Source organism: Planktothrix sp. PCC 11201, assembly GCF_900009135.1.
GTDB lineage: Bacteria > Cyanobacteriota > Cyanobacteriia > Cyanobacteriales > Microcoleaceae > Planktothrix.
In genome coordinates, this window is the sequence record NZ_LT797699.1 from 93199 (window position 1) to 118851 (window position 25653).

Here is a 25653-nt window from a genome sequence, read left to right on the forward strand (position 1 = left end):
CCTTACTGGCTTGGATCGTCTCGAAAATTTAGATAATTAACAGCTTATTAGAATTTTGAATGCTACCAAAAGCAAAAACTTCTATCATTACACAGCCTATTTTGACCCCTTCCCCAGATCACGAAATAACTTTAGATGCTTTAAAAGTCATGTCTAAGGACTGGATTGATCAACTTTATAAAGCGGCGCTTGAAGCTGATATTCAAGTTGTGATGGGATTAATTACAGAAATTCCAGACACAGAGATGAATCTAATACAATTTCTCACAAAAGCAGTGCGGAAATTTCAATTTGAACAGATCATTGATTTAGCCAATCCTTTAATAAAACATGATTAACCAGCATCCCAGTACACCAAAAAAAAATAGACAGATTCCCCTGAAATTAGTGTTAATTATCCCCTTTGTGTTGCAAATTGTGGGGGCGGTGGGATTGGTGGGTTATTTTTCCTATCGCAGTGGACAAAAAGCGGTAGAAAATATGGCGGATCAGTTAATGAATCAGGCAACCAATCGAGTACAGGATCACCTGAACATATCCCTGGAAACTTCACAGCAAACCATAGCGGTTAATTATCGTGCCACTCAAGGGGGTCGCCTGAATATCAAGGACTTTGAGTTAATCCGTCAGCACTTATGGGAACAGATTAATTTAGCTCCAAGATTGGCGATCACTTCGTATATTAATGAGCAAGGAAAACAAATCGGTTATGGACGGATCATCAACCAAGAATTTGTTGAATTAGCCCAAAAACTAACGGCGGAAAAAGATATCCAGATTGGCACACTTTTCTTATATGAAGTGAGTTCTACACAGAAAAAAATACAGAATCAATATTTAGTAGATCAAGACGGTAAGCCTGGCAAACATACTTATTCAGTGCCTGTTGATCATACGGTAGCACCCTGGTATCTACAGGCCAAAGTCGTTAAAAAACAAACTTGGTCAAAAATTAATGTTTCCAAAATTGCCCCATCATTGACTATCAATGCCGTATTTCCTATTTTCGATGGGGGTGGAAAATTTCAAGGTGTTTTTAACTCTAGTTTAATGTTGTCGGATATTAGCACTTTTTTAAATCAATTACGATTCTCACCATTGGGGCAAAGCTTTATCATAGAGCGTTCTGGTGATCTCGTCGCCACATCTACATTGGAGCGTCCTTTTGTAAATCTGAGCAATAAACCGCTTGCTCGTTTACCTGCGACTGAAAGTCAGAATGGATGGACAAAGGCGATCGCGATTCACCTGAAACAGCAATACCAAGATTTAAGCCAAATTCAAAAGAATTCACACTTTCAAGTCCCTGTTAAAGGAAACACACTCTTTACCCAAGTTGTACCTTATCAAGATAAATATGGTTTAGATTGGCTGCTGGTGACGGCGATCCCCCAGTCTGACTTTATGGGAAAAATTAATGCTAACACCAAAATCACAATTTTACTTTGTTTATTGACTTTAGGAATTGCTACAGGATTAGGAATTATTGCCTCAAATTTAATTACTACACCGATTCAAAAATTAAGTCAAGCGAGTTGGGCGATCGCTGAGGGTGAACTAAGTCAAGTTATAGAAATTCACGGGGTTTCTGAATTAGAAACTTTGGCTGATTCTTTTAATCAGATGGCGAGTCAATTACAAACCTCTTTTGAAACCTTAGAACATCGGGTCAAAGAACGCACAGCAGAATTAGCAATTGCCAAGGAAAAAGCGGAGGTAGCGAATCAAGCCAAAAGTACCTTTATTGCTAATATGAGTCATGAGTTGCGATCTCCTTTGAATGCGGTTATCGGTTTTTCTCAATTAATGTTACGTTCTAATAATCTCCCATCAGAACAATATGAAAATATAGGTATTATTTATCGCAGTGGAGAATACTTACTAACATTAATTAATAATATTTTGGATTTATCCAAAATCGAAGCTGGGAAAGAAACACTTAATCCCAAAGATTTTGACCTGTATAGATTGCTAAATGATTTAGAAGATATGCTGCATCTGCGGGCTACAAATGCCGGATTAAACTTGCTTTTTCAGCGCCATAAAAATGTCCCTTGCTATATCTGCACCGATGAAGTTAAACTCCGTCAGGTGATCATCAATTTACTTAGTAATGCCATCAAATTTACCTCGGAAGGTCAAATTATTCTCTCAATTTTTCGAGGCGATCAAGAAACAATAGATATTTTTAATCTCCATTTTCGGATTCAGGATACTGGAGTAGGAATTGCCGCCGCAGAATTACCCCAACTCTTTGATGCTTTTACCCAAGCTCAAGCCGGAAAAGAGATACAGGAAGGAACTGGTTTAGGATTAGCAATTAGTCGGAAATTTATTCAACTGATGGGTGGGGATATTTCCGTTGAAAGCGAATTAGGAAAAGGTACAACTTTCCAATTTTATATTCAAGTAAGAATGAGTCAAGAAACAGTCAACAAGAGTACAGAAAATCCTCACCAAGTTCTGGCTTTAGCTCCGGGTCAACCCACCTATAAAATTCTCACCGTCGATGATAAACCGATTAATCGTCAATTACTAATTAAATTACTCATTCCGTTAGGATTTGAGGTAAAAGAAGCTAGTAATGGACGAGAAGCGATCGCCATTTGGGAGGAATGGGAACCCCATTTAATTTGGATGGATATGCGAATGCCTGTGATGGATGGTTATGAAGCCACAAAATATATTAAATCGACTACAAAAGGCAATGCTACGGCGGTAATTGCCTTAACAGCTAGTGTATTAGAAGAAGAAAAAGCCATTATCTTATCAGCCGGATGTGATGATTTTCTCCGTAAACCATTTGTAGAACACACTATTTTTGAGGCTCTAGCTAAACATTTGGGAGTGGATTATATTTATGCAGAAACACAACCAGTTTTGCATATTATTCCCAAACAGAAGTTAATTTCAGAGAATTTAAAAATCATGTCCTCTGAATGGATTGTTCAACTCTACAAAGCAGCATTAGAGGCAAACCCTACTCGAGTTTTGGAATTAATTGAAGAAATTCCATCCGCCGAGATTGATCTCATACAATTTCTAACAAAGGTCGTGCGTAAATTTCAATTTGAGCAGATAATTGAATTAACCGAGTCTTTAATAAACCATGATTAACCCTAGTCCCAAGACCGTCAAAAAAAACAGACAAATTCCCCTGAGATTCGTGTTAATTGTTCCCTTTGTGTTGCAAATTGTGGGAGCCGTAGGATTAGTCGGTTATTTATCATATCGTAGTGGACAGGTGGCTGTTGAGAAACTGGCTGATAAATTGATGACACAGACCAGTAAGCGTATTGAACAACATCTTAATAGTTATTTAGGTAAAGCTCGAGAAATCAATCGTACCAATGTTGATGCTTTCGAGTCAGGAATATTGAATTTGAATGATTTTAATGCTATTGGAAAATACTTTTACCACCAGGTAAAAACCTTCAATTTTACGACAGTTGGTTTTAGTAAGGATAACGGAGCTTATATCGGTGTGAGTCGTCGTCAGATGAAGAATAAAAATGAGTTTGGACTTGATGAACGGTTATCTAATAACAGTGTACATCGTGTCTATTCAGTTGATAGCCAAGGTAATCGTCTTAAGGTTATAAAGTTAATTCCTCACAGTCCAACATCGATACCTCCGAAAAAATTTGCTTGGTATGTAGATGCCGTTAAAGCTGGTAAACCCATCTGGAGTTCTATTTATGGCTGGAATACTGGACATGACATTATCGCAATTGCAACCAGTACCCCCATCTATAACCCACAAAAAAAGCTGCTCGGTGTGTTTGGTATTAATTTAGATCTATTGCTGATTAGTGACTTTCTAAAAACCTTAAGTAACAAACAATTAGAACATATCTTCATTGTAGAACCGTCAGGATTAATGGTTGCTAGTTCCGACAATGAATCCCCTATTAATGAATCTCCGAGTTCTAAACCTGTTTATCGGGTCAAGGGTAACGTCACCATCACTCGACTGAATGCAGTTGATAGTCGTAACCCAATTATCCGTGAGGTAACACAGTATTTAATCCGAGAATTTGGCAGTTTACAGGCGATTAGTAAGCCCCAATTACTCCGTCCTAAGATCGATCAAAATCCATTTGTGAGAGTGATTCCTTACCGGGATTCCTTGGGTTTAGATTGGCGTGTGGTCATTGTTGTTCCTGAATCGGAATTTCTAGCAGAAATTCAGGCGAATACCCAGATAACAATTTTCCTTTGTTTATTCACTTTAATCCTGGCGACTGGCTTAGGAATTATCACCTCAAATTTAATTGCTAAACCGATTCATGACTTAATTAAAGCTAGTCGTGCCATCACTAGTGGTGAACTCAATCAGGTTGTAGAAATCAAAGGTGTTTCTGAATTAAAGACTTTGGCAGATTCATTTAATCAGATGGCGATTCAGCTACAAACCGCATTTGAAACCTTAGAAAATCGGGTACAGGAACGTACAGTCGAGTTAGTCATTGCCAAGGAAAAAGCCGAAGTTGCTAATCAAGCCAAAAGTACCTTTATTGCCAATATGAGTCATGAATTGCGATCGCCGCTGAATGCTATTTTAGGCTTTTCTCAATTGATGGTAAGAAACTCCAATCTTTCCTCTGATCAATATGAAAATGCCGGAATTATCTATCGCAGTGGTGATTATCTATTAACCCTAATTAATAATATTCTGGATTTATCTAAAATAGAAGCGGGAAAAACTAGCCTAAATCCGAGTGATTTTGACCTGTATCAGTTGTTAGATGATTTAGAAGATATGCTCAATTTACGAACTAGTAATGCTGGATTACAATTGATCTTTCAACGAAGTGAAAATGTTTCTCGCTATATCTGCACCGATGAAGTTAAATTGCGTCAAGTCTTAATTAATTTACTCAGTAACGCCATTAAATTTACCCGAGAAGGGGGGATTACTTTAACAATTAATCAACAGGAAGAAGACTTAACAGATATTATCATACTTAACTTTACAGTCCGGGATACTGGAGTGGGAATTGCCGAAGCTGAATTACCCAAACTTTTTGAAGCCTTCACCCAAACCCAAGCCGGAAAAGAAGCCCAAGAAGGCACGGGTTTAGGATTAGCCATTAGTCAGAAATTTGTGCAGTTGATGGGGGGAGATATAACCGTAGAAAGTCAACTGGGTCAGGGCACAACCTTTTCATTTCAAATTCAAGCCAAACCGGGTCAAAATATCAACGATGAACCGACTAAAACCCGACAAAAAGTATTAGGATTAGCTCCCAATCAACCGACTTATAAAATTCTAACCGTTGATGATAAAGAAATTAATTGTCAATTATTAGTTAAACTGTTAGAACCCTTGGGATTTGAGATCAAAATAGCCCGAAATGGAAAAGAAGCGATCGCAATATGGGAGGAATGGGAACCCCATTTAATCTTTATGGATATGCGAATGCCAGTGATGGATGGATATGCAGCGACTAAATATATTAAATCAACCACAAAAGGCAATGCCACGGCTATAATTGCCTTAACAGCTAGTGTTTTAGAAGAAGAAAAAGCCGTTGTATTATCAGCCGGATGTGATGATTTTATTAGAAAACCTTTTACAGAAAATAATATTTTTGATACCCTGGCTAAACATTTGGGTGTAAAATATATTTTAGTGGCAACGAGTTTACCTCCATTAGATAATTCAGCAGAAAGCAACTTGAGATCGCAACACCTCGTATTTATGCCTAGAGAATGGATTATTCAATTACACAAAGCTGCTCTTGAGGCTAATACCAACCTCGTTTGGCAACTGGTAGGAGAAATTCCAAAAACAGAAACTTGTTTGATACAATCCCTCACAAAAATTGTGCGTAAATTCCAATTTGAACAAATTATTGAATTAACGGAACCTTTAATCAGCCATGATTAGCGAATATTCAAAATCTCCACAAATTCCCTTGAGATTAGTGTTAATTGTCCCCTTTGTGTTGCAAATTGTCGGCGCAGTGGGATTAGTTGGTTATTTGTCCTATCACAGTGGACAACAGGCTGTAGAAAACTTAGCCAATCAGGTGATGGATCAAGCAGGAAATCGGATTAACGATCACCTCGATCATACCTTAGAAATTCAAAGGCAAACCGTAGCAGTTAATTATCAAGCTTTCCAACAGGGTGTGATTAACCTGAATGACTTTGAATCCCTGCGGAAGTATTTTTGGCAACAGATCAATTTATCTCCCTCTCTCACATTAAATATGTTTGCCAATACCCAAGGAGAAATGATTTCCTATCAACGCATTCTCAGTCCAGAATTTTTAGCTGTAACCCGTCAGTTAAGCGGGGAAAATCTGCAAAAAGGGACAGTATTTTTTCAAGAAAATCGGCTACCAGACATTAAAAACCGTAAATACTATCTATTGGATTCTCAAGGTAAAAGTAAAAAATTAGTCAAGTTTCAGGCATTAGTAGATACACGAGAAACGGCTTGGTATAGGGATGGCAAAGTAGCGATTGGACAAACTTGGTCGCAGATTTATGCTTATAAAGTACCCCTTCTCTTGGGAATAAGTGCTATCGTTCCAGTTTATGATGCTCAGGGAAAATTTCAAGGTGTTTTTAATAGTGGCATAACTTTAGATGGAATTAGTACATTTCTAAATAATCTAAAATTTTCGCCTTTAGGACAAACATTTATCCTTGATCATGGAGGTGATTTAGTTGCAACTTCAACCCTAGAAACTCCCTGTCTTAAGGATAATCAAGGAAACCCAATTCGCTTACCTGCGATTCAAAGTCAAGATGCTTGGACAAGGGCGATCACTACTTACCTCAAGCAACAATATGGGAATTTTAATCAGATTCCCAAAAACCTACAATTCAGAGTGGCAGTTAAGGGAAATACCCTATTTGCTAAAGTTTTATCTTATCAAGATCAATATGGACTGGATTGGTTACTGGTGACAGTAATTCCCGAATCTGATTTTATGGAAACCATTAATGTCAATACCAAAATCACGCTTTTTCTTTGTATATTAACTTTAATGATTGCCACAGTTTTAGGAATCATTACCTCCAATTTAATTGCTGCACCAATTCAGCGATTGAGTCAAGCAAGTCGGGCGATCGCTGATGGTGAACTGAGTCAAGTTGTAGAAATCAAAGGTGTTTCTGAACTAGAAACCTTAGCAGATTCTTTTAATGAAATGGCGAGTCAGTTACAAACCTCTTTTGAAACCTTAGAAAATCGGGTACAGGAACGTACGGCAGAATTAGAAATTGCCAAAGAAAAATCTGAAGTTGCGAATCAAGCCAAAAGTTCATTTATTGCTAATATGAGTCATGAATTGCGATCGCCCCTGAATGCCGTTTTAGGGTTTTCCCAATTAATGCTACGCGCTACCAACTTACCCCAGGAACATCACGAAAATGCAGGCATTATTTATCGCAGTGGTGATTATCTATTAACGCTGATTAATAATATTCTGGATTTATCCAAAATCGAAGCCGGAAAAACCACCTTTAATCCTCGATATTTTGATCTGTATTATCTACTGGATGATTTAGAAAATATGCTACATCTACGAGCAACATCTGCGGGATTGACACTGATTTTTCAGCGTCATGAAAATGTTCCTCATTATATCTATACCGATGAAGTTAAACTGCGTCAGGTAATCATTAATTTACTCAGTAATGCCATTAAATTTACCTTAGATGGTCAAATTATTCTCCATGTTTTTCGGGGAGATCAAGAAACAATCGATATTTTTAATCTGCATTTTTGTATTCGTGATACTGGAGTAGGAATAGCCCCGGAAGAATTACCCAAGCTGTATGATGCTTTTTCTCAAGCTAAAGCTGGGAAAGAATCGCAAGAAGGAACGGGTTTAGGATTAGCAATTAGTCGGAAATTTATCCAATTAATGGGGGGAGATATTTCTGTTGAAAGTGAATTAGGAAAAGGCACAACCTTTCAATTCTATATTCAGACGAAATTGGGTCAAGAAATCGTTAGCAAGAGTACAGAAGACCATCCCCAAGTTCTGGCTTTATCTCCGGGTCAACCCACCTATAAAATTCTCACTGTTGATGATAAAGAAATTAATCGTAAATTATTAATTAAGCTGTTAGAACCGTTAGGATTTGAGGTAAAAGAAGCAGGTAATGGACAAGAAGCGATCGCCATTTGGGAGGAATGGGAACCCCATTTAATTTGGATGGATATGCGAATGCCTGTGATGGATGGTTATGAAGCCACCAAATATATTAAATCTACAACTAAAGGCAATGCTACGGCGGTAATTGCCTTAACAGCTAGTGTTTTAGAAGAAGAAAAAGCCATTATCTTATCAGCCGGATGTGATGATTTTCTCCGTAAACCGTTTACAGAACACACTATTTTTGAGGCTCTATCTAAACATTTGGGAGTGGAGTATATTTATGCAGAAATACAACCAATTTTGAATAGTAGTCCCAAACAGAAGTTAATTTCAGAGAATTTGAAAATTATGTCCTCTGCATGGATTACTCAACTCTATGAAGCAGCATTAGAGGCAAACTCTACCCAAGTTTTAAAATTAATTGAAGAAATTCCATCCGCCGAGATTGATCTCATACAATTTCTAACTAAGGCAGTGCGGAAATTCCAATTTGAACAGATAATTGATTTAGCCGAACCTTTGATCAGCAATGATTAAAAAATATCGCTTATACTATGCTTAAACTCCTTAGATACATTAGTGTTTTTCTGATTACCGTCTGTTTGCTATTTGCTTGTAATACTTCAGCACCGACCCAATTAAAACTCCCTCCTTTGAAAGTACAATTTACATCTTTTGTTGGGGAGCATTCAGGCATCATTGCTCAAGAAAAAGGATTCTTCAAAGCCCAAGGGGTAGATGTGGAATTAATTTATAAACGATACATCCAATTAGAAATAGCAAATTTCAGTGCGGGTAAGTATGATGGCATGGTATTGACCTTGGGAAGTTTTATCAACTTGAGTGCCACAAATCCAGATATACAAGCTGTGGTGGTTATAGATGAATCAACAGGAGCAGATGTGGTAGTCGCCCAATCACAAATTAAAACCGTCGCTGACTTGAAAGGGAAAAAGTTGGGTGCAAATCTAGGCGGTTTTAGCGAAATTTTCGTGACTGAAATGTTGAAAACTGCCAACTTAACCAGCGATGATGTGAACTTAGTTAAAGTAGAGGCTTCAGAAATTCCTCAACGCCTAAAAGATAATGCTATTCAGGCCGGACACACTTGGGAACCCCATCTTTCTGAAGCCATTAAATCAGGGGGACATATCCTATTTACCAGCAAACAAACCCCTGGCTTGATTTTAGATCTGATTGTCTTTCGGAGTGAGATCATCCGCGAGCGCCCCGAAGAAGTTCGGGCATTTGTACAAGGATGGCTACAAGCCTCTGCCTACTGGAAAGCAAATGTTCAGGAAGGAAATGCTATCATCAGTAACGCATTAAAAATTCCTCGCAATACAATCTCTCTGGAGGGAGTAAACCTAACTAATTTAGGTGAAAATCAAAAATTATTTCAATCTAGCAACCCTAACTCCATTTACAAAACTGCCAAGATATATGCAGACTTTTTTATTCGCTCTGGAAACGTGACGCGCATTCCTGAGCTAAAGGGTTTGTTCAATTCTTCTTTCTTAAACCCTCCCTCGTAGTTTAAAGCCATGCAGCACCACCTTTTGGGCGGTATCCGTACAAAGTTGATCGCTTCCTTTCTGATTGTTGCTTTGAGTCCGTTGCTGTTATTGGCATTTCTCAACAAACAGACAACTGAAAAAGCCCTTACTGACAACGCCAAACAAGCCCTATCTGGAGCGGCTAACGAAACCGCTAACAGAATAGATGCCTTTATCGATGGAAATCTCAATGCCGTGCGCGTAGAGGCGCTTTTACCAGGTTTGGCACGCTACCTCAGCCTAACTCCAAAGCAGCGAAATGACAGCCTCGAAATGCAATTGGCGGCAGAAACATTAATCCGTCTCAGTCGCAAAGATATGGTCAATATTCTCTCATACTCTTTGCTTGATTTAACCGGGAAAAATGTATTAGATACACATACATCAAACATTGGCAAAGATGAATCGGGTCAAGATTACTTTGAAAAACCATTGCAAACAGGATTATCCTTGGTTTCTAGCATGAAGCGATCGCCGACAATTCCTGACCTTGTAACGCTCTTTTTTAGCAGTCCAGTTCGCAATGCTAAGGGAGATATATTGGGTGTCTTGCGTGTTTCATATAATGCTACTGTTGTTCAACAGTTAGTAACTCGACAAACTGAACGGGCTGGGGCAAAATCCTTTGCTATTCTGTTAGATGAAGATGATATTTATTTGGCACATAGCACTGCACCAGAACTGCTTTTTAAATCAATTGTGCCTTTGCCTGCCGATATTGTAACTCAACTGCAACGGGAAGGGCGTTTGTCTAATTCCCCTGTCAAGGAATTGGCAACTAATGAGCCAAAAATTAAGCAAGCATTGGATCAGAAACAGTCCTATTTAATTGCATCTTTGGCAGCAACAGATAATCAGGTTAATCTGATTGCGATCGCTCGTTTGCAATATAAACCTTGGTCTGTGTTGTTCGCCCGGCCCCTTGCTGTTGCCCTAGCACCCGTAGAAAAGCAAATTCGTGATGCAATATTTCTATTTGTATTGATCGCGGGAGTAGTGACAATCATCGCTTTTGCCACTGGGCAACTGCTAACAAAGCCAATAATTTACCTTACCAATATAGTTTTTCAGTTTACCGAAGGTAACTTAAATATCCGCGCCGAAATTAATTCAAAAGACGAAATAGGTCAACTGGCAAAATCGTTTAACAACATGGCACTTAAGTTACAAACATCTTTTGAAACCTTAGAAAATCGTGTAGAAGAACGCACAGCCGAGTTAGTCATTGCTAAGGAAAAAGCCGAAGTTGCTAATCAAGCCAAAAGTACCTTTATTGCCAATATGAGCCATGAATTGCGATCGCCTTTGAATGCAATTTTAGGCTTTTCTCAAGTCATATTAAGAAGCTCCGATCTCCCCCTAAAACAATTAGAAAATGTCGGCATTATCTATCGGAGTGGTGACTATCTATTAACCCTAATTAATAATATTCTGGATTTATCTAAAATTGAAGCGGGAAAAACCACATTAAATCCGAGTGATTTTGACCTGTATCGGTTATTAGATGATTTAGAAGATATGCTCAATTTACAAGCTAGTAATGCCGGATTAAAATTAATCTTTCAACGGAGTAAAACCGTCCCTCGCTATATCTGCACCGATGAAGTTAAATTACGTCAGGTGTTAATTAATTTACTCAGTAATGCGATTAAATTTACTAAAAAAGGTGGTATTAGTTTAACGGTGGATAAACAGGAAGACGAATCAACGGATATTATCATTCTTAACTTGAAAATCCGCGATACGGGAGTGGGAATTTCTGAGGCAGAATTACCCAAACTATTTGAAGCCTTCACCCAAACCCAAGCCGGAAAAGAAGCCCAAGAAGGCACGGGTTTAGGATTAGCTATTAGTCGGAGATTTGTGCAGTTGATGGGGGGAGATATTACCGTAGAAAGTCAACTGGGTCAGGGTACAACCTTTTCATTTCAAATTCAAGTCAAACCGGGTCAAAATATTCAGGATACACCGACTAAAACCCGAAAAAAAGTATTGGGTTTGGCTCCGGGTCAAGTGACTTATAAAGTCCTGACTGTTGATGATAAAGAAATTAATTGTCAATTATTAGTTAAACTTTTAGAACCCTTGGGATTTGAGATCAAAATAGCACAGAATGGAAAAGAAGCGATCGCAATATGGGAGGAATGGGAACCCCATTTAATCTTTATGGATATGCGAATGCCGGTGGTGGATGGATATGCAGCGACTAAATATATTAAATCAACCACAAAAGGCAATGCCACGGCTATAATTGCCATAACAGCCAGTGTATCAGAAGAAGAAAAAGCCATTGTATTATCGACGGGATGTGATGATTTTATTAGAAAACCCTTTACAGAAGATCTGATTTTTGGGGTTCTAGCTAAACATTTAGGGGTAAAATATATCTTGCACCAAACACAGCCTATTTCGACTCCTTCCCCAGATCACGAAATAACTTCAGATGCTTTAAAAATAATGTCTAAGGACTGGATTGAGCAACTTTATAAAGCGGCACTAGAAGCTGATGTCCAAGTTGTAATAGAATTAATTACAGAAATTCCAGACACAGAGATGAATCTAATACAATTTCTAACTAAGGCAGTGCGGAAATTTCAATTTGAGCAGATAATTGATTTAGCCGAGCCTTTAATCATCAATGATTAGCAATCACACTTAAATTATATTCCTGATCTTCCAAAGAGAGCCGCTGAAATGCTCGGGTGATAGGGATTAAAATTTTGATGAATTCACCCCATCACCCCCTCCGTATTAACCGCCAATCATCGTTGGTTGGGGTTCAAACACGGGGAAAATGCGATCGCCCTTGTAATCATCAGAAACCAAAGGATGACCATAATAGGCATCAATTAACAGTTGTTTCAAGTCCTTAATCAAAGGATAGCGGGGATTAGCTCCCGTACATTGATCATCAAAAGCTTGGTCAGCAACTTCATCTAATTTAGCCAGAAATTCCGCTTCGCTAGTATCTTTTAAAACCTCTTTAATAGAAGCCGGAATTCCCACTTGACGCTTTAATTCTTCAATGGCTAAAATCAAATAATCGATTTTTTGATCTTCAGTTTCTCCCCCTAAGCGCAGATAATCTGCAATCCGAGAATAGCGCCATTTTGCATTCGGATATTTATACTGGGAGAAAGTGGCTTGTTTGAACGGAACATCGGTGGCATTATAACGAATCACATAACTAATCATTAAGGCATTTGCTAACCCGTGGGGAATGTGAAATGTGCCGCCTAATTGATGGGCTAAGGAGTGACAAATTCCTAGAAATCCATTCGCAAATGCCATCCCCGCCATGGTAGAAGCATAGTGCATTTTTTCCCGGGCTTTGGGATCATTGGCTCCATTTTCATAGGAACTCGGCAGGTATTTAAAGATTAACCGAATTGCCTCTAAGGATAACCCATTGGTATATTCCGAAGCTAACACCGAAACATAGGATTCTAGGGCATGGGTTAGGGCATCAACTCCCCCAAAAGCGGTTAAACTTTTGGGCATATTTAACACCAATTCCGGGTCAACAATTGCCATATTTGGGGTTAAGGCATAGTCAGCCAGAGGATATTTAATATTAGTACGGCGGTCGGTCACCACGGCAAAAGGTGTCACTTCTGACCCAGTTCCCGAGGTGGTCGGAATGGCAACTAACATGGCTTTTTTACCCAAAGGTGGCAATTCATAAACCCGTTTACGGATATCCATAAACCGCATGGCTAACCCTTCAAATTCGATATCCGGGTGTTCATACATCAGCCACATAATTTTAGCTGCATCCATGGGAGAACCGCCACCAATGGCAATAATTACATCGGGTTTAAACGTATTCATTAATGTTAATCCCCGTTGTACCGTATCTAACGAAGGGTCGGGTTCAACATCGTAAAACACATCATATTTAATCCCAATTTCCTCTAAAACTCCTTCCAGGGAACGGGTAATTCCTAAATCAAATAGGGGTTTATCGGTAACAATAAAAGCCCGTTCTTTTCCGGCTAATTCTCGAATGGCAACGGGTAAAGATCCATATTTGAAATAGATCTTCGGAGGAATCCGAAACCAGAGCATATTTTCCCGACGTTCGGCGACGGTTTTAATGTTTAATAAATGCCGAGGTTCGACGTTTTCACTAATTGAATTTCCTCCCCAACTACCACATCCCAAGGTTAAAGAAGGGTCAAGACGGAAGTTATAAATATCACCAATTGCCCCTTGGGAAGACGGAGTATTAATTAAAACCCGGGCAGTTTGAACGGTATCTTCAAACCGTTTAATATGGTCGATATTGCTAGGAGAAGTGTATAAAGAAGCGGTGTGTCCCCGTCCCCCTAACTGCACTAAAGTATCGGCTTTTACCACCGCATCCTCGAAATCCTTAGCCCGATACATGGCTAAAATGGGGGAAAGTTTTTCATGGGAAAAGGGATCATTTTCGTCAACGTCTACCCCTTCTCCAATAATTACCCGGGTTTCTTCGGAAAGGCTAATTCCGGCTAATTCGGCTAATTTTTGTACGGGTTGACCGACAATTTCTCCATTCAAATGTCCGTTAACAAAAATAACCTTGGCCATGCGTTCCCGTTCTTCGGGATTGAGGAAATAGGCACCCCGGAGAATAAATTCCTGCTTGACTTCTTCGTAAACAGAATCGACCACAATTACCGATTGTTCACTGGCACAAATCATGCCATTATCGAAGGTTTTACTAATAATAATTGAGGAAACGGCCATTTTAATATGGGCGGTATCGTCAATTAAGGCTGGGGTATTGCCCGCCCCGACTCCCAGGGACGGATTACCGGAGGAATAGGCGGCCCGTACCATTCCTGGCCCTCCGGTGGCTAAAATTAGCTTAATGTCCGGGTGCTGCATCAGGGCTTGGGACAGGGGGACAGTAGGTTGGTCAATCCAGCCAATAATATCTTCTGGGGCTCCGGCGGCGACGGCAGCATCTAGGACGATTTTAGCGGCGGCGGTGGTACAATTTTTAGCACGGGGATGGGGGGAGAAAATAATCCCGTTGCGGGTTTTTAAGGCAATTAATGCTTTAAAAATAGCCGTGGATGTGGGGTTTGTGGTGGGAACAATTCCGGCTAAAATTCCCACGGGTTCGGCGATTTTTTGAAACCCAAAGGATTTGTCTTCTTCGATCACCCCACAGGTTTTTTCATGTTTATATTTGTTGTAAATAATTTCTGAAGCAAAGTGGTTTTTAATCACTTTATCCTCTACAACCCCCATGCCGGTTTCTTCTACGGCCATTTTTGCTAAAGGAATCCGGGCAGCATTTGCCGCGAGTGCCGCTTTTTTAAAAATGTAGTCTACCTGTTCCTGGGTATAGGTTGCATACTTTTGTTCGGCGACTTTCACCCGTTGGATTAGGGCTTCAAGTTGATCAATGTTTGTGACTTTATCCATGATGATATATCCCCCTGTTTCGGTTTAGATTCAGGTTGTTGTATTGTTCGTTCATATCATAATAGTTTTTATCGATTTTGGAATCGGGCAGGGACAAAATTACTCAGTTTTAATATAAACTTAATATAAATTTAAGATTAAAACCCTATTTTGAGCTTCAGAAACCTTTTATCATGGATTCATAATCGATCAACTCTTACACTGATAACTGATAACTGATAACTGATTTCTATGGTAGCCACAACAACTCGAATTTCTGACCCCGCCCATGATGTCTTACGCTACGAACATCAGTCTCTGAATGCGATTTTTAACCCTAAAACCGTGGCGGTGATTGGGGCGACGGAAAAGCCCAATAGTGTGGGTAGAACTCTACTATGGAATTTAATTAGTAGTCCTTTTGGCGGGATGGTTTTTCCCGTGAATCCCCATCGCAATAGTATTTTAGGAATTAAGGCCTATCCTAGTATTAAGGATACTCCAGAACCCGTCGATTTAGCCATCATTGCTACCCCGGCTCCTAGTGTTCCAGGGGTGATGGAGGAGTGCGCCGCCGTCGGGGTGAAAGGGGTAATTATTCTATCGGCTGGATTTAAAGAAATCGGCCCTAAAGGCATAGAATTAGAACAGAAAGTTTTACAAATTGCGCGAGCCAATAAAATTAGAATTATCGGCCCCAACTGTTTAGGATTAATGAATCCCTTAACCGGACTTAATGCCACCTTTGCGAATGCCATGGCAAAACCGGGAAGTGTGGGTTTTATTAGTCAAAGTGGGGCTTTATGTACTTCGATTTTAGACTGGAGTTTCCGAGAAAATGTCGGGTTTAGTGCCTTTGTTTCCATCGGTTCGATGTTAGATATTGGTTGGGGAGATTTAATCTATTATTTAGGCAATGATCCCCAGACTGAAAGTATAGTTATCTATATGGAATCCATCGGGGATGCCCGATCTTTTTTATCCGCAGCCAGGGAAGTCGCCCTAACTAAACCAATTATTGTGATTAAGGCTGGACGCACCGAAGCCGCCGCCAAAGCCGCCGCCTCCCACACCGGAGCCATGGCCGGAAGTGATGATGTTTTAGATGCGGCTTTTAGACGTTGTGGCATCCTGCGGGTGTATCATATCGCCCATTTGTTCTCCATTGCCGAACTTCTGAGTAAACAACCCCGACCCAAAGGGCCACGACTCACGATTTTAACCAATGCCGGAGGGCCAGGGGTATTAACCACCGATACCCTAATTGGAGAGGGAGGCACCCTCGCCCAACTCTCGGGCGAAACCCTGGAGGCTCTAAATCAAGTCCTACCGCCCCAATGGAGCCATGATAACCCCATTGATATTTTAGGGGATGCTGACCCCGAACGCTATGCTAAAGCCTTTGATATCGTTGTAGAAGATCCGAATAGTGATGGTATTTTAGTAATTTTAACTCCTCAAGCCATGACCGATCCGGGTAAAACGGCGGCACAGTTGAAAGATCGTTGTCTGACCATGCCCCATAAACCGATTTTAGCCAGTTGGATGGGGGGCGCGGATGTGGAATCGGGGATTAAAATTCTCAATCAGGCCAATATCGCCACCTTTGCCTATCCCGACTCGGCGGTACGGATGTTTAATTATATGTGGCGCTACACCTACAATTTAAAAGGGTTGTATGAAACTCCGAGTTTACCCAAGGCTAGTGAGGATGATAGTCTCGTTTGTGATTGTGTACAACATCTGATTGACTCGGTTTTAGCCGAAGGTCGCACCCTGTTAACGGAGTTTGAATCCAAACGTCTACTTTCAGCCTATGGCATACCCACCGTACAAACCTATATCGCCTCAACTCCCGATGCTGCGGTGAACTCAGCCGAACAGTTAGGCTATCCAGTGGTCTTGAAACTCCTGTCAAAAACCATCACCCATAAAACCGATGTGGGCGGGGTTAAACTCAACCTCGATACCCCCGAAGCTGTCCGTCAAGCCTATACCGATATTGAAAACGCTGTGACCCAACAGGTAGGGGCCGAACACTTCCAAGGAGTGACGGTACAAAAGATGGTCAAATTAGAAGGCTATGAATTGATTATTGGTAGTAGCCTTGATCCTCAATTTGGCCCGGTGTTGTTGTTTGGCATGGGTGGGCAATTAGTCGAAGTCTTCAAAGATCGCTCCTTGGCGTTACCTCCGTTAAATACGACCCTTGCCCGGCGGATGATGGAACAAACCAAAATTTATAAAGCCCTGTTAGGGGTAAGAGGTCGGCATTCAGTCGATATGGAAGCCTTAAAAGAGTTATTAGTCCGGTTCTCGAATTTGGTAGTCGAACAGCCTTGGATTAAAGAGATTGACATTAACCCATTATTGGCTTCGGAAAATGAGTTAATCGCCTTAGATGCCCGAGTGGTCTTACATTCCCCCGACACCAAACCCGAAGATTTACCAAAACCGGCCATTCGCCCCTATCCTCGGCAATATATTACCCATTGGACATCGCAAAAAGGCATGGCGATTACCATTCGCCCCATCCGCCCGGAAGATGAACCTTTGATGGTCAAGTTCGATGAAAGTTTGTCGGAGGAAAGTGTTTATTTACGCTATGCTCATCTGGTGAAACTCAGTTCCCGTGTTACCCATGAACGCTTATCGCGGTTGTGTTTTATTGATTATGACCGGGAAATGGCTTTGGTCGCCGAATATCAACACCCCGAAACTGGGGAAAATAAAATTATTGGGGTGGGACGACTGAGCAAAGGCTATGGCAATGATGAGGTAGAATTTTCCCTACTGGTGAGTGATAGTTACCAACGTCAGGGAATTGGTACGGAGTTATTGCGCCAATTACTGAATATTGCCCGTCAAGAGAAAATGCCTCTAATTTTTGCTGAAATTCTCAGTGATAATCGGATTATGCAGAATATTTGTCAACAATTAGGGTTTACCTTAAATCGGGTTATTGGTGAACCGATGGTGAGGGCGGAAATTCAATTGTAAGGGTTAATAGAAACTGTTTTTTTTCATCAAGAATATTGTTAGCGATCGCTGCTTTCAATTTAACTCAAATTCAACCAACTAAAAACCATCTCTGTTGTTAACTCTAACTCAATTCCTGCTAAAACAGGTAATTTTGCTAGACCTTGATATAATTCAACTCTTTGACCTGGAAATACTGCTAAAATACTTTCGGCTTCTGGGTCAATTAACCATCCCAACTCAGTCCCATGGCTTAAACAATGCAATAATTTACCTAAAGTTTTAGTTTGGCTTTGTTCAGGAGAAAGTATTTCAATTGACCAGTCAGGATTAATTTCAAATATATTAACAATTCTTCCCGATGGTAATAAAGGAATTCTTTCCCAGCGAAATACCGTAACATCTGGAACAATAGATACTCCTCCAAAAGTACAGCGTAACTCTGGAAAAGCATAAGCTACTTTCTGACTTTTAGCAATTTGATTAATAGATTTGCAGAGTTCACCTTGAAGTACACTATGTTCACCTTGAGGCATCGGTTTTTGAATAATTTTTCCTTGAATAAATTCTGAAGCAGGTTTAGTTTTTGGAAGTTTAAGGAACTCCTCTAAAGTCAGTTGAGCTTGAATAGCTGTAGTCATCGTATTTGTAATATAATTAGAGAATTAAATATTTCTATTATAGGCGATCGCTTTAAAAATATGAAAATTACTATTTTCTACCCGTAGAGGCAGGTTCTCCCAGATATTTGATATTCACAAACCCTCTCACAAAACCCGCCCCACCCCATCTGCAAATTAACAGTTAAGATAGGGCGGGTTGATCAAAATTATCTGTAAGTATCATAAATTATTCCAGAACCCGCCCCTACAATTACAAACCGAAAGATTGGAAAAACCCCCGGTTTCTGGACATTAAACCTGTCCCACGGCTTCAATTGCGGCTTCTAATGCTAAGGAAATATGTGTCCAATGGGTTCCCCCTTGACAGAAAACAATATAAGGTTCTCTTAACGGCCCATCGGCGGAAAATTCCGAGGTACTGCCATCAATAAAAGTCCCCCCCGCCATGACTAAATGACTTTCATATCCGTGCATTTCTGCGGGTACGGGTTCCAGATAGGAACCAATCGGAGAATATTGTTGAATAGCTCGACAAAAAGCAATTAATTTCTCGGGAGAACCTAACTCAATAGCTTGAATAACATCCCTTCTTTTTTCAAACGGTAAAGGATTAACAGGGTATCCTAATTGATTAAAAACATAAGACGTTAAATGGCTTCCTTTAATTGCTTCTCCCACCATTTGAGGTGCTAAAAATAACCCTTGAAACAGAATCCGATTTTGATCAAAAGTTGCCCCCCCACTGCTCCCAATACCCGGCGCTGTTAATCGACAGGTCGCCGCTTCTACTAAATCCTCTCGCCCAGCTACATAACCCCCCGCTTGTACAATAGTTCCCCCGGGATTTTTAATCAAAGAACCCGCCATTAAATCCACACCCACGGCAGTTGGTTCCCGGGTTTCAATAAATTCGCCATAACAATTATCGACAAAACAAATAGTATGGGGATTCTGTTTTTTAACAATATTAACAATGTTCTCAATCTCATCAATCGATAAACTCAAACGCCAGGAATAACCACAGGAACGTTGAATTAAAACCATCCGGGTTTTAGCCGTTATTGCCGACTGTAGACCCTGCCAATCAATTTTTCCTGGGGCAGTGAGATCCAATTGGCGGTAAGATATGCCAAACTCTAATAATGAACCTTGACCTTGACCGCGCACACCGATCACCTCCTCCAAGGTATCGTAGGGAGCGCCAGCTACCGCCAGCAGTTCGTCCCCAGGACGTAAACAGCCAAATAAGGCACAGGTAATGGCGTGGGTTCCAGAAACAAACTGCACTCGTACCGCAGCAGATTCGGCCCCCATAATCTCAGCAAAGACTTGATCTAAGGTTTGACGTCCCAAATCATCGTGGCCATAACCTGTAACGCCTGCAAAGTGGTGAGTTCCAACTCGGTAGTGACGGAAGGAATCTAAAACTCGTTTAAGATTATGCTTGACCTGCGTGTCAATACCAGAAAAAATCGGAAATAGTTCCTGTTCTGCTTCTTTTAGCTGTTCGATGCTAGATATCATCACTGAACTCAATCAATTTGTGGGCGGTGCATAATTATGACGCAAATAGGACTCTTTCGTTAAAAAAAAAGCTCGAATTTTCGTTTCTTCATGACGATCGCAACTTCACCTCAATATAAGCCCGACTGGATCACCATTGCTTTTATGGTGTCGCTCCATGCTGCCGCGCTGTTGGTATTTTTGCCCAGTAACTTTAGCTGGGCCGCCGTGGGTCTAGCTCTATTTTTGCATTGGGTGACTGGAGGCTTAGGAATTACCCTAGGATTCCACCGCCTGGTTAGCCATCGCAGTTTTGAGGCTCCCAAATGGTTAGAATATTTTTTAATCTTTTGTGGAACCTTGGCCTGTCAGGGGGGGCCAATTGATTGGATCGGGTTACACCGTCTCCATCATCAATATTCTGATCAAGATCAAGATCCCCATGATTCCACAAAAGGCTTTTGGTGGAGTCATATGGGCTGGATGTTGTTCCACACTCCGGCGGATGAGCAAATTCCCCGTTTCACAAAAGACATTTCCGATGACCCAGTATATCAGTTCTTCCAAACCTACTTCTTGGTGATTCAAGTGGTATTTGGATTCTTGCTGTATCTAATGGGGGGTTGGCCTTTTGTGGTTTGGGGTATTTTCTTTCGGGTGGTGGTGATGTTCCACTGCACCTGGTTTGTCAATAGTGCCACGCACAAATTTGGGTATCAAACCTATGAGTCGGGAGATTCCTCGCGTAACTGTTGGTGGGTCGCCGTTGTCACCTATGGTGAGGGTTGGCATAATAATCACCATGCTTTTCAATATTCCGCCCGTCACGGTCTGCAATGGTGGGAAATTGACTTAACCTGGATGACCATTTCGCTGTTACAAGCGTTAGGGCTCGCCCAAAAAGTAAAATTACCCCCCGCCAATGCTGAAGCTCAACGGATCTAAAATTGCCGATTACCCTGAACAACGTGCTTCAGGGTCATTAAGGCTTCTAAACCAATTAATCCCCGACGATACCCTTTCTGGTTAGAAATTCCCAGAAAGATTGCGTCTCCTCGGTTCAAGTGACGGGAAAATCGGGGAGACGCATTAATAAAAGTCAAAGCACTATTAACATCCTGGGCAAATTTTCGACTCTCGGAATAGGATTCGGTGGCTAAACAGTTCGCGTGACCGCTACTATGGGTATTCATCCAAATAATCGCTTGTTCTAAATGATCTACCCTTTTAAAAGCAACGGTGCGAGTTAAATAGGGTCTTGACCATTCCGTTGTTTCCGCTAAGATCAATTCCGAAAATTCTTGAGCGAACCCTTCATCTCCTCGCAGTTCAAAGCCAGCTTCTCTTAAGTTATTCCATAATCGCACTAGGGATGAGCTTTTTTGATTGGGATCAATCAGAACTTTTTCAATGGCATTCACGGCATCCGGTTTACCATCATGACTATCTAAGATCATCCATCGGGCTGTATCCACACTTGCCGTAGATGACCAATATAAATAACAATTTCCTATGGCGGAGCGCAACACCGGAACTGTGGATTGATTCACCACTTGTTGCACAAAATGGGGGCGTCCGTAGGGAATGACTAAATTGATATATTTGTCTTGAGTGATTAACTGTTGAATCGGGGTATGGGGTTCTGACGGTAAGATTTCTAAACAGCCTGGGGGGAGTCCCGATTCCTCTAAGGCGATTTGCAAGGTTTGAATAATCATCTGATTAGAATGGGTGGCTTCTGTTCCACCTAGTAGCACTAAACTATTGGCGGTTTTTAAACAGAGTCCCGTGGCAATAGCCGCCAATTCGGGAAAGGCTTCATAAATTAACGCCACTACCCCCAGGGGAATTGGTTGAAAATAGGTTTGTCCCTGTTCGAGTTGATAGGAAGCACTCATCACCCGACCAATGGGATCGGGCAGTTGTCCCAGACGCTCTAAAATTTGAACGGTGGTTTCTAAGCGTTCTGGAGTGAGTTTCAGCCAGTCGGTGATTAATTCCGATAGTCCTAGGTTGCGACTGGCTTCTAGGTCAAGAGTATTGGCTTCTAGGATGTCATTCTGTCGCGATCGCAAGGCCTTCGCCATCAGTTGCAAGGCGAGACTTCGATCTGCTCCTTTGGTTTTGGCTAATTCAAAACTAGCAAGGTAAGCACGACGCAAAGGATTGTCGGTCGGAAGGAGAGAGAAATCATCAATTATCATGCCGCTAACGCCCGTAAGCGAGCCAAACCATCAGTGCGGGTAACATCGCTAACACGATAGCAACCATTGCCCATAACACAAGATTTGGCTCAGGTAAATACAAAGCTAATGGTAACCAGATCACTAACGGAATTAAGAGCATCCCCAAAGTCATCAAATCTTCATGTCTTTGACACATGGGTGTCATAAAAACCCGTGATACTGTCAGGCAAAGGTAAACCAATACCACATTACCCCAATCCCTATAGGACTTACTGATTATGGTATTTCAATTTGGTAAGACTGTTTTGGCTACCACCCTTGGTATTACAGCCTTAATTTCTGGTATTGCTTACGCTTCGGGAACTTCTCCGGCGTTGGCAGAGACTTCCGCGCCTACCAAAAAGCCTACGGTCACACATTCTGCACCTGCAACCACAAAGCCTGCGGCCACACATCCTGCACCTGCACCTAAAAAGCCTGCGGCCACACATCCTACGCCTACAACCACAAAGCCTGCGGCCACACATCCTACGCCTACAACCACAAAGCCTAAATAAAAATCATCAACTAAAACCCCCACTCCTCCAGGCGCGCTCACAATGCCTTCACCATCAGGCGAGACTTCGATCTGCTCCTTTGGTTTTGGCTAATTCAAAACTAGCAGGGTAAGCACGACGCCAAGGATTGTCTGGAGGAGGGAGAGAGAAATCATCAATTATCACGCCACTAACGCCTGTAAGCGAGCCAAACCATCAGTGCGGGTAACATTGCTAACACGATAGCAACCATTGCCCATAACACAAGGTTTGGCCCAGGTGAATACAGGGCTAATGGTAACCAGATCACTAATGGAACTAGGAGCATCCCCAAAGCCATGGGTAAATAGTGGGCTTTTAACCCTGGACTGGCTCTGTTCCATTGATGACCTGTCCAACGCCAAGCCTGTTTATAAGGATAATGGGTGGCGAGTTGTTCCAAGCAATAACCACTCTCATCAACAACGAAAATTTGCTGACAGCGATCGCAGCCAAAGGCTTCCGTCAGCGCAATGGGAACTAGCCGCCCCTTTCGCCGACAGGGGCAAGGATAATCCCCATTCAAATCAATCTTTTGAGCTTTTTGGGATGGCACAAGTGATTAATTAACTTAATGTTTTTGTAATAATTGAGAAGAAAAAAGTAAATTAAATCAATTATAGTCAAGTTGAACTTTGAATTTAAAGGGTTAGCTTTTTTTAATTCCTATTCTTCAGGGATTATATCACGGCAATTTTGATTTGCATCCTCAAAAGTCTAAATCCTCAGCTTTTGTGAATCTTCTAAAACTAGAGCGATAAACCTTCTGTTAAAAGGGTTTGACCTAAGATTTATTCAGGAAAGATCGGATCAGAGCAGCCATTTCAAAGGCTTGATCTCGGGTGAAACTATAATTTTCAGAAACCTTGATTGTTTCGGCTTTTATCAGAAAAATGGGTTTTAAACCCCTAAGTTCCACTTAGGCTTTGTGTTAGGATATTAGTGGTCTAAACAACCCGCCCAACTTTGCAGTCGATGGAGAAAAAAACTCCGAGTACACCAAAGACCAAACAAAAAAATGACAAAAAATTATCGGGAGAACTAATTCTCCCGATAAAATGCTACCATATATTCTTTCCAAGCGGGTGACGCGATTCGAACGCGCGACATTCACCTTGGCAAGGTGACGCTCTACCACTGAGCTACACCCGCAACTCGTTCACCTTTTCTATGATTCCAAAAATCTTGAAATTTGTCAACCCCTTTCCCAAAATTTTTTATAGCCTGAGAGTTTAACGGTTTTCTGACTGCTGTTTCAGGGTTTCCCCTGACAAAGCCGGACTAGCACTAGCAGATAAAACCGCCGTAGAATCCACAGTTGTTGCTGCACTTTGCTTAATTTGACGCATTAAATTCGCCATCTCAATCGCATCCATCGCATAGTTCCAACCGTGATTGGCTTTAATTCCGGCTCGTTCTAGGGCTTGCTGCATGGTGTCGGTGGTCAGAACCCCAAAAATCACGGGAACACCCGTTTGAAACGCCGTAGCTGCGATCCCTTTGGAAACTTCCGATGAGACATAATCAAAATGGGGAGTTTGTCCCTTAATTACGGCCCCCAAACAAATAATCGCATCATAGCGACGGGTTAAAGCCAACTGATGAGCTACTAAGGGAATCTCAAAACTCCCCGGAACCCAAACATAATCAACTTGTGTTCCCTGGGGATCGGGATCAATCCCATGTCGTTTTAAACAATCTTGACATCCTTCTAACAGTTTGGTTGTGATCAAGTCATTAAACCGACCAATCACTATGGCAAACCTTAAGGAGTTTGTCTGGGTAAAATTTCCCTCAAAAACCGCCATTTTTGTTATCCGATCCTTTTTTGTTAACAAAAGTTAACAAATATATAATTTAAGACATAAATCGATAGGGAATCTTAGGTTGAACCGCTCAGGGCAACTGTCCCAAACCTTCCCACCCTCAATTCCCCAGGTGTATTAAACCACTAGGTAGTTTAATACACCAACTAAAATCACTAACACGAACCAAAGACCGGAACCCACATAAAGCAAAGGCTTAGATTGGCTCCAGTATTGGGGGGAGGCATAGGCAAAGGGAACGCCTACCACCAGGAGAAAAGATAAAATCACCAGTGCCGCAAGGACAACTTGAAACAGAATTGTTAACATTGTTTTTTCCCAACTTGACTTGGCAGTAAGTAAAAATACTGCTGACAGGCTCACCGAATCCTGTTTAGCGGTTTAATTATTAAAACTACCAGAAATTGCCACCGGTGAGAAGAAGTTAAGCTGGTGGTTTCTAGGGGAGTAGGGGAGTAGGGGAGTAGGGGAGTAGGGGAGTAGGGGAGTAGGGGAGTAGGGGAGTAGGGGAGTAGGGGAGTAGGGGAGTAGGGGAGTAGGGGAGTAGGGGAGTAGGGGAGTAGGGGAGTAGGGGAGTAGGGGAGTAGGGGAGTAGGGGAGTAGGGGAGTAGGGGAGTAGGGGAGTAGGGGAGTAGGGGAGTAGGGGAGTAGGGGAGTAGGGGAGTAGGGGAGTAGGGGAGTAGGGGAGTAGGGGAGTAGGGGAGTAGGGGAGTAGGGGAGTAGGGGAGTAGGGGAGTAGGGGAGTAGGGGAGTAGGGGAGTAGGGGAGTAGGGGAGTAGGGGAGTAGGGGAGTAGGGGAGTAGGGGAGTAGGGGAGTAGGGGAGTAGGGGAGTAGGGGAGTAGGGGAGTAGGGGAGTAGGGGAGTAGGGGAGTAGGGGAGTAGGG

General features: G+C 41.5%; 16 protein-coding genes and 1 tRNA gene. 8 read left to right on the top strand and 9 right to left on the bottom strand.

Annotation, left to right across the window (positions count from 1 at the left end; genetic code table 11):
* Nucleotides 1-59 precede the first annotated feature (59 nt).
* The 6 genes from PL11201_RS09090 to PL11201_RS09115 are packed head-to-tail and all read left to right on the top strand — an operon-like array spanning nucleotide 60 to nucleotide 12325.
* The gene (locus tag PL11201_RS09090) at nucleotides 60-338 is read left to right on the top strand and encodes a hypothetical protein (RefSeq protein WP_079678277.1); all 279 of its coding nucleotides are present in this window, start codon (nucleotides 60-62) and stop codon (nucleotides 336-338) included.
* Nucleotides 331-3117: an ATP-binding protein gene (locus PL11201_RS09095; protein ID WP_200816733.1), complete on the top strand. Its 2787-nt coding sequence runs from the start codon at nucleotides 331-333 to the stop codon at nucleotides 3115-3117. Before PL11201_RS09090 ends, PL11201_RS09095 begins: the two co-directional genes overlap by 8 nt.
* A complete protein-coding gene (locus tag PL11201_RS09100; RefSeq protein ID WP_079678278.1) occupies nucleotides 3110-5893 on the top strand; it encodes a hybrid sensor histidine kinase/response regulator in 2784 nt (927 codons plus the stop codon). Before PL11201_RS09095 ends, PL11201_RS09100 begins: the two co-directional genes overlap by 8 nt.
* Nucleotides 5886-8660 (top strand): ATP-binding protein, encoded by a 2775-nt coding sequence (locus PL11201_RS09105; RefSeq protein WP_079678279.1) that lies wholly within the window; start codon nucleotides 5886-5888, stop codon nucleotides 8658-8660. The genes PL11201_RS09100 and PL11201_RS09105 overlap by 8 nt, the downstream gene beginning before the upstream one ends.
* A gap of 17 nt (nucleotides 8661-8677) precedes the next feature.
* The gene (locus PL11201_RS09110) at nucleotides 8678-9658 is read left to right on the top strand and encodes an ABC transporter substrate-binding protein (protein ID WP_079678280.1); all 981 of its coding nucleotides are present in this window, start codon (nucleotides 8678-8680) and stop codon (nucleotides 9656-9658) included.
* Nucleotides 9659-9667: 9 nt separating this feature from the next.
* Complete coding sequence (locus tag PL11201_RS09115; protein ID WP_079678281.1) at nucleotides 9668-12325, top strand: hybrid sensor histidine kinase/response regulator; 2658 nt, start codon at nucleotides 9668-9670, stop codon at nucleotides 12323-12325.
* Between the two features lie 105 nt (nucleotides 12326-12430).
* Here the strand turns inward: PL11201_RS09115 and adhE are convergent, their stop codons facing one another.
* Complete coding sequence (gene adhE / locus PL11201_RS09120) at nucleotides 12431-15100, bottom strand: bifunctional acetaldehyde-CoA/alcohol dehydrogenase (RefSeq protein WP_079678282.1); 2670 nt, start codon at nucleotides 15098-15100, stop codon at nucleotides 12431-12433.
* 228 nt (nucleotides 15101-15328) lie between these two features.
* On the opposite strand from adhE, the gene PL11201_RS09125 reads away from it, so the two are divergent.
* A complete protein-coding gene (locus PL11201_RS09125) occupies nucleotides 15329-18076 on the top strand; it encodes a bifunctional acetate--CoA ligase family protein/GNAT family N-acetyltransferase (RefSeq protein ID WP_079678283.1) in 2748 nt (915 codons plus the stop codon).
* Nucleotides 18077-18135: 59 nt separating this feature from the next.
* Here PL11201_RS09125 and PL11201_RS09130 read toward each other — a convergent pair whose 3' ends face one another.
* Both PL11201_RS09130 and PL11201_RS09135 read right to left on the bottom strand, forming a co-directional pair.
* Entirely contained in the window at nucleotides 18136-18696 is a 561-nt protein-coding gene (locus tag PL11201_RS09130) for a Uma2 family endonuclease (RefSeq protein WP_079678284.1), read from the bottom strand.
* Nucleotides 18697-18969: 273 nt separating this feature from the next.
* Entirely contained in the window at nucleotides 18970-20202 is a 1233-nt protein-coding gene (locus tag PL11201_RS09135) for a methionine gamma-lyase family protein (RefSeq protein WP_200816734.1), read from the bottom strand.
* Nucleotides 20203-20292: 90 nt separating this feature from the next.
* Here PL11201_RS09135 and PL11201_RS09140 point away from each other — a divergent pair, with 90 nt between their 5' ends.
* Nucleotides 20293-21126, top strand: coding sequence for an acyl-CoA desaturase (locus tag PL11201_RS09140; RefSeq protein WP_079678285.1), 834 nt, complete (start codon nucleotides 20293-20295; stop codon nucleotides 21124-21126).
* Here PL11201_RS09140 and PL11201_RS09145 read toward each other — a convergent pair.
* From PL11201_RS09145 to psbZ, 6 genes are all read right to left on the bottom strand, one after another.
* Entirely contained in the window at nucleotides 21123-22385 is a 1263-nt protein-coding gene (locus PL11201_RS09145; RefSeq protein WP_079678286.1) for a glutamate-5-semialdehyde dehydrogenase, read from the bottom strand. The two genes, PL11201_RS09140 and PL11201_RS09145, sit on opposite strands and share 4 nt — an antisense overlap.
* A 331-nt stretch (nucleotides 22386-22716) precedes the next feature.
* Complete coding sequence (locus tag PL11201_RS25915) at nucleotides 22717-22965, bottom strand: hypothetical protein (RefSeq protein ID WP_144017709.1); 249 nt, start codon at nucleotides 22963-22965, stop codon at nucleotides 22717-22719.
* A gap of 128 nt (nucleotides 22966-23093) precedes the next feature.
* Nucleotides 23094-23498 carry a hypothetical protein gene (locus PL11201_RS09155; RefSeq protein ID WP_026794931.1) on the bottom strand — a complete coding sequence of 135 codons (405 nt, stop codon included), beginning with the start codon at nucleotides 23496-23498 and terminating at the stop codon, nucleotides 23094-23096.
* Nucleotides 23499-24022: 524 nt separating this feature from the next.
* Nucleotides 24023-24094, bottom strand: a tRNA-Gly gene (locus PL11201_RS09160).
* 80 nt (nucleotides 24095-24174) lie between these two features.
* Nucleotides 24175-24750: a 6,7-dimethyl-8-ribityllumazine synthase gene (ribH, locus tag PL11201_RS09165; protein WP_079678288.1), complete on the bottom strand. Its 576-nt coding sequence runs from the start codon at nucleotides 24748-24750 to the stop codon at nucleotides 24175-24177.
* A 135-nt stretch (nucleotides 24751-24885) separates the two neighbouring features.
* The gene (psbZ, locus tag PL11201_RS09170) at nucleotides 24886-25077 is read right to left on the bottom strand and encodes a photosystem II reaction center protein PsbZ (protein WP_026788463.1); all 192 of its coding nucleotides are present in this window, start codon (nucleotides 25075-25077) and stop codon (nucleotides 24886-24888) included.
* Nucleotides 25078-25653 lie beyond the last annotated feature (576 nt).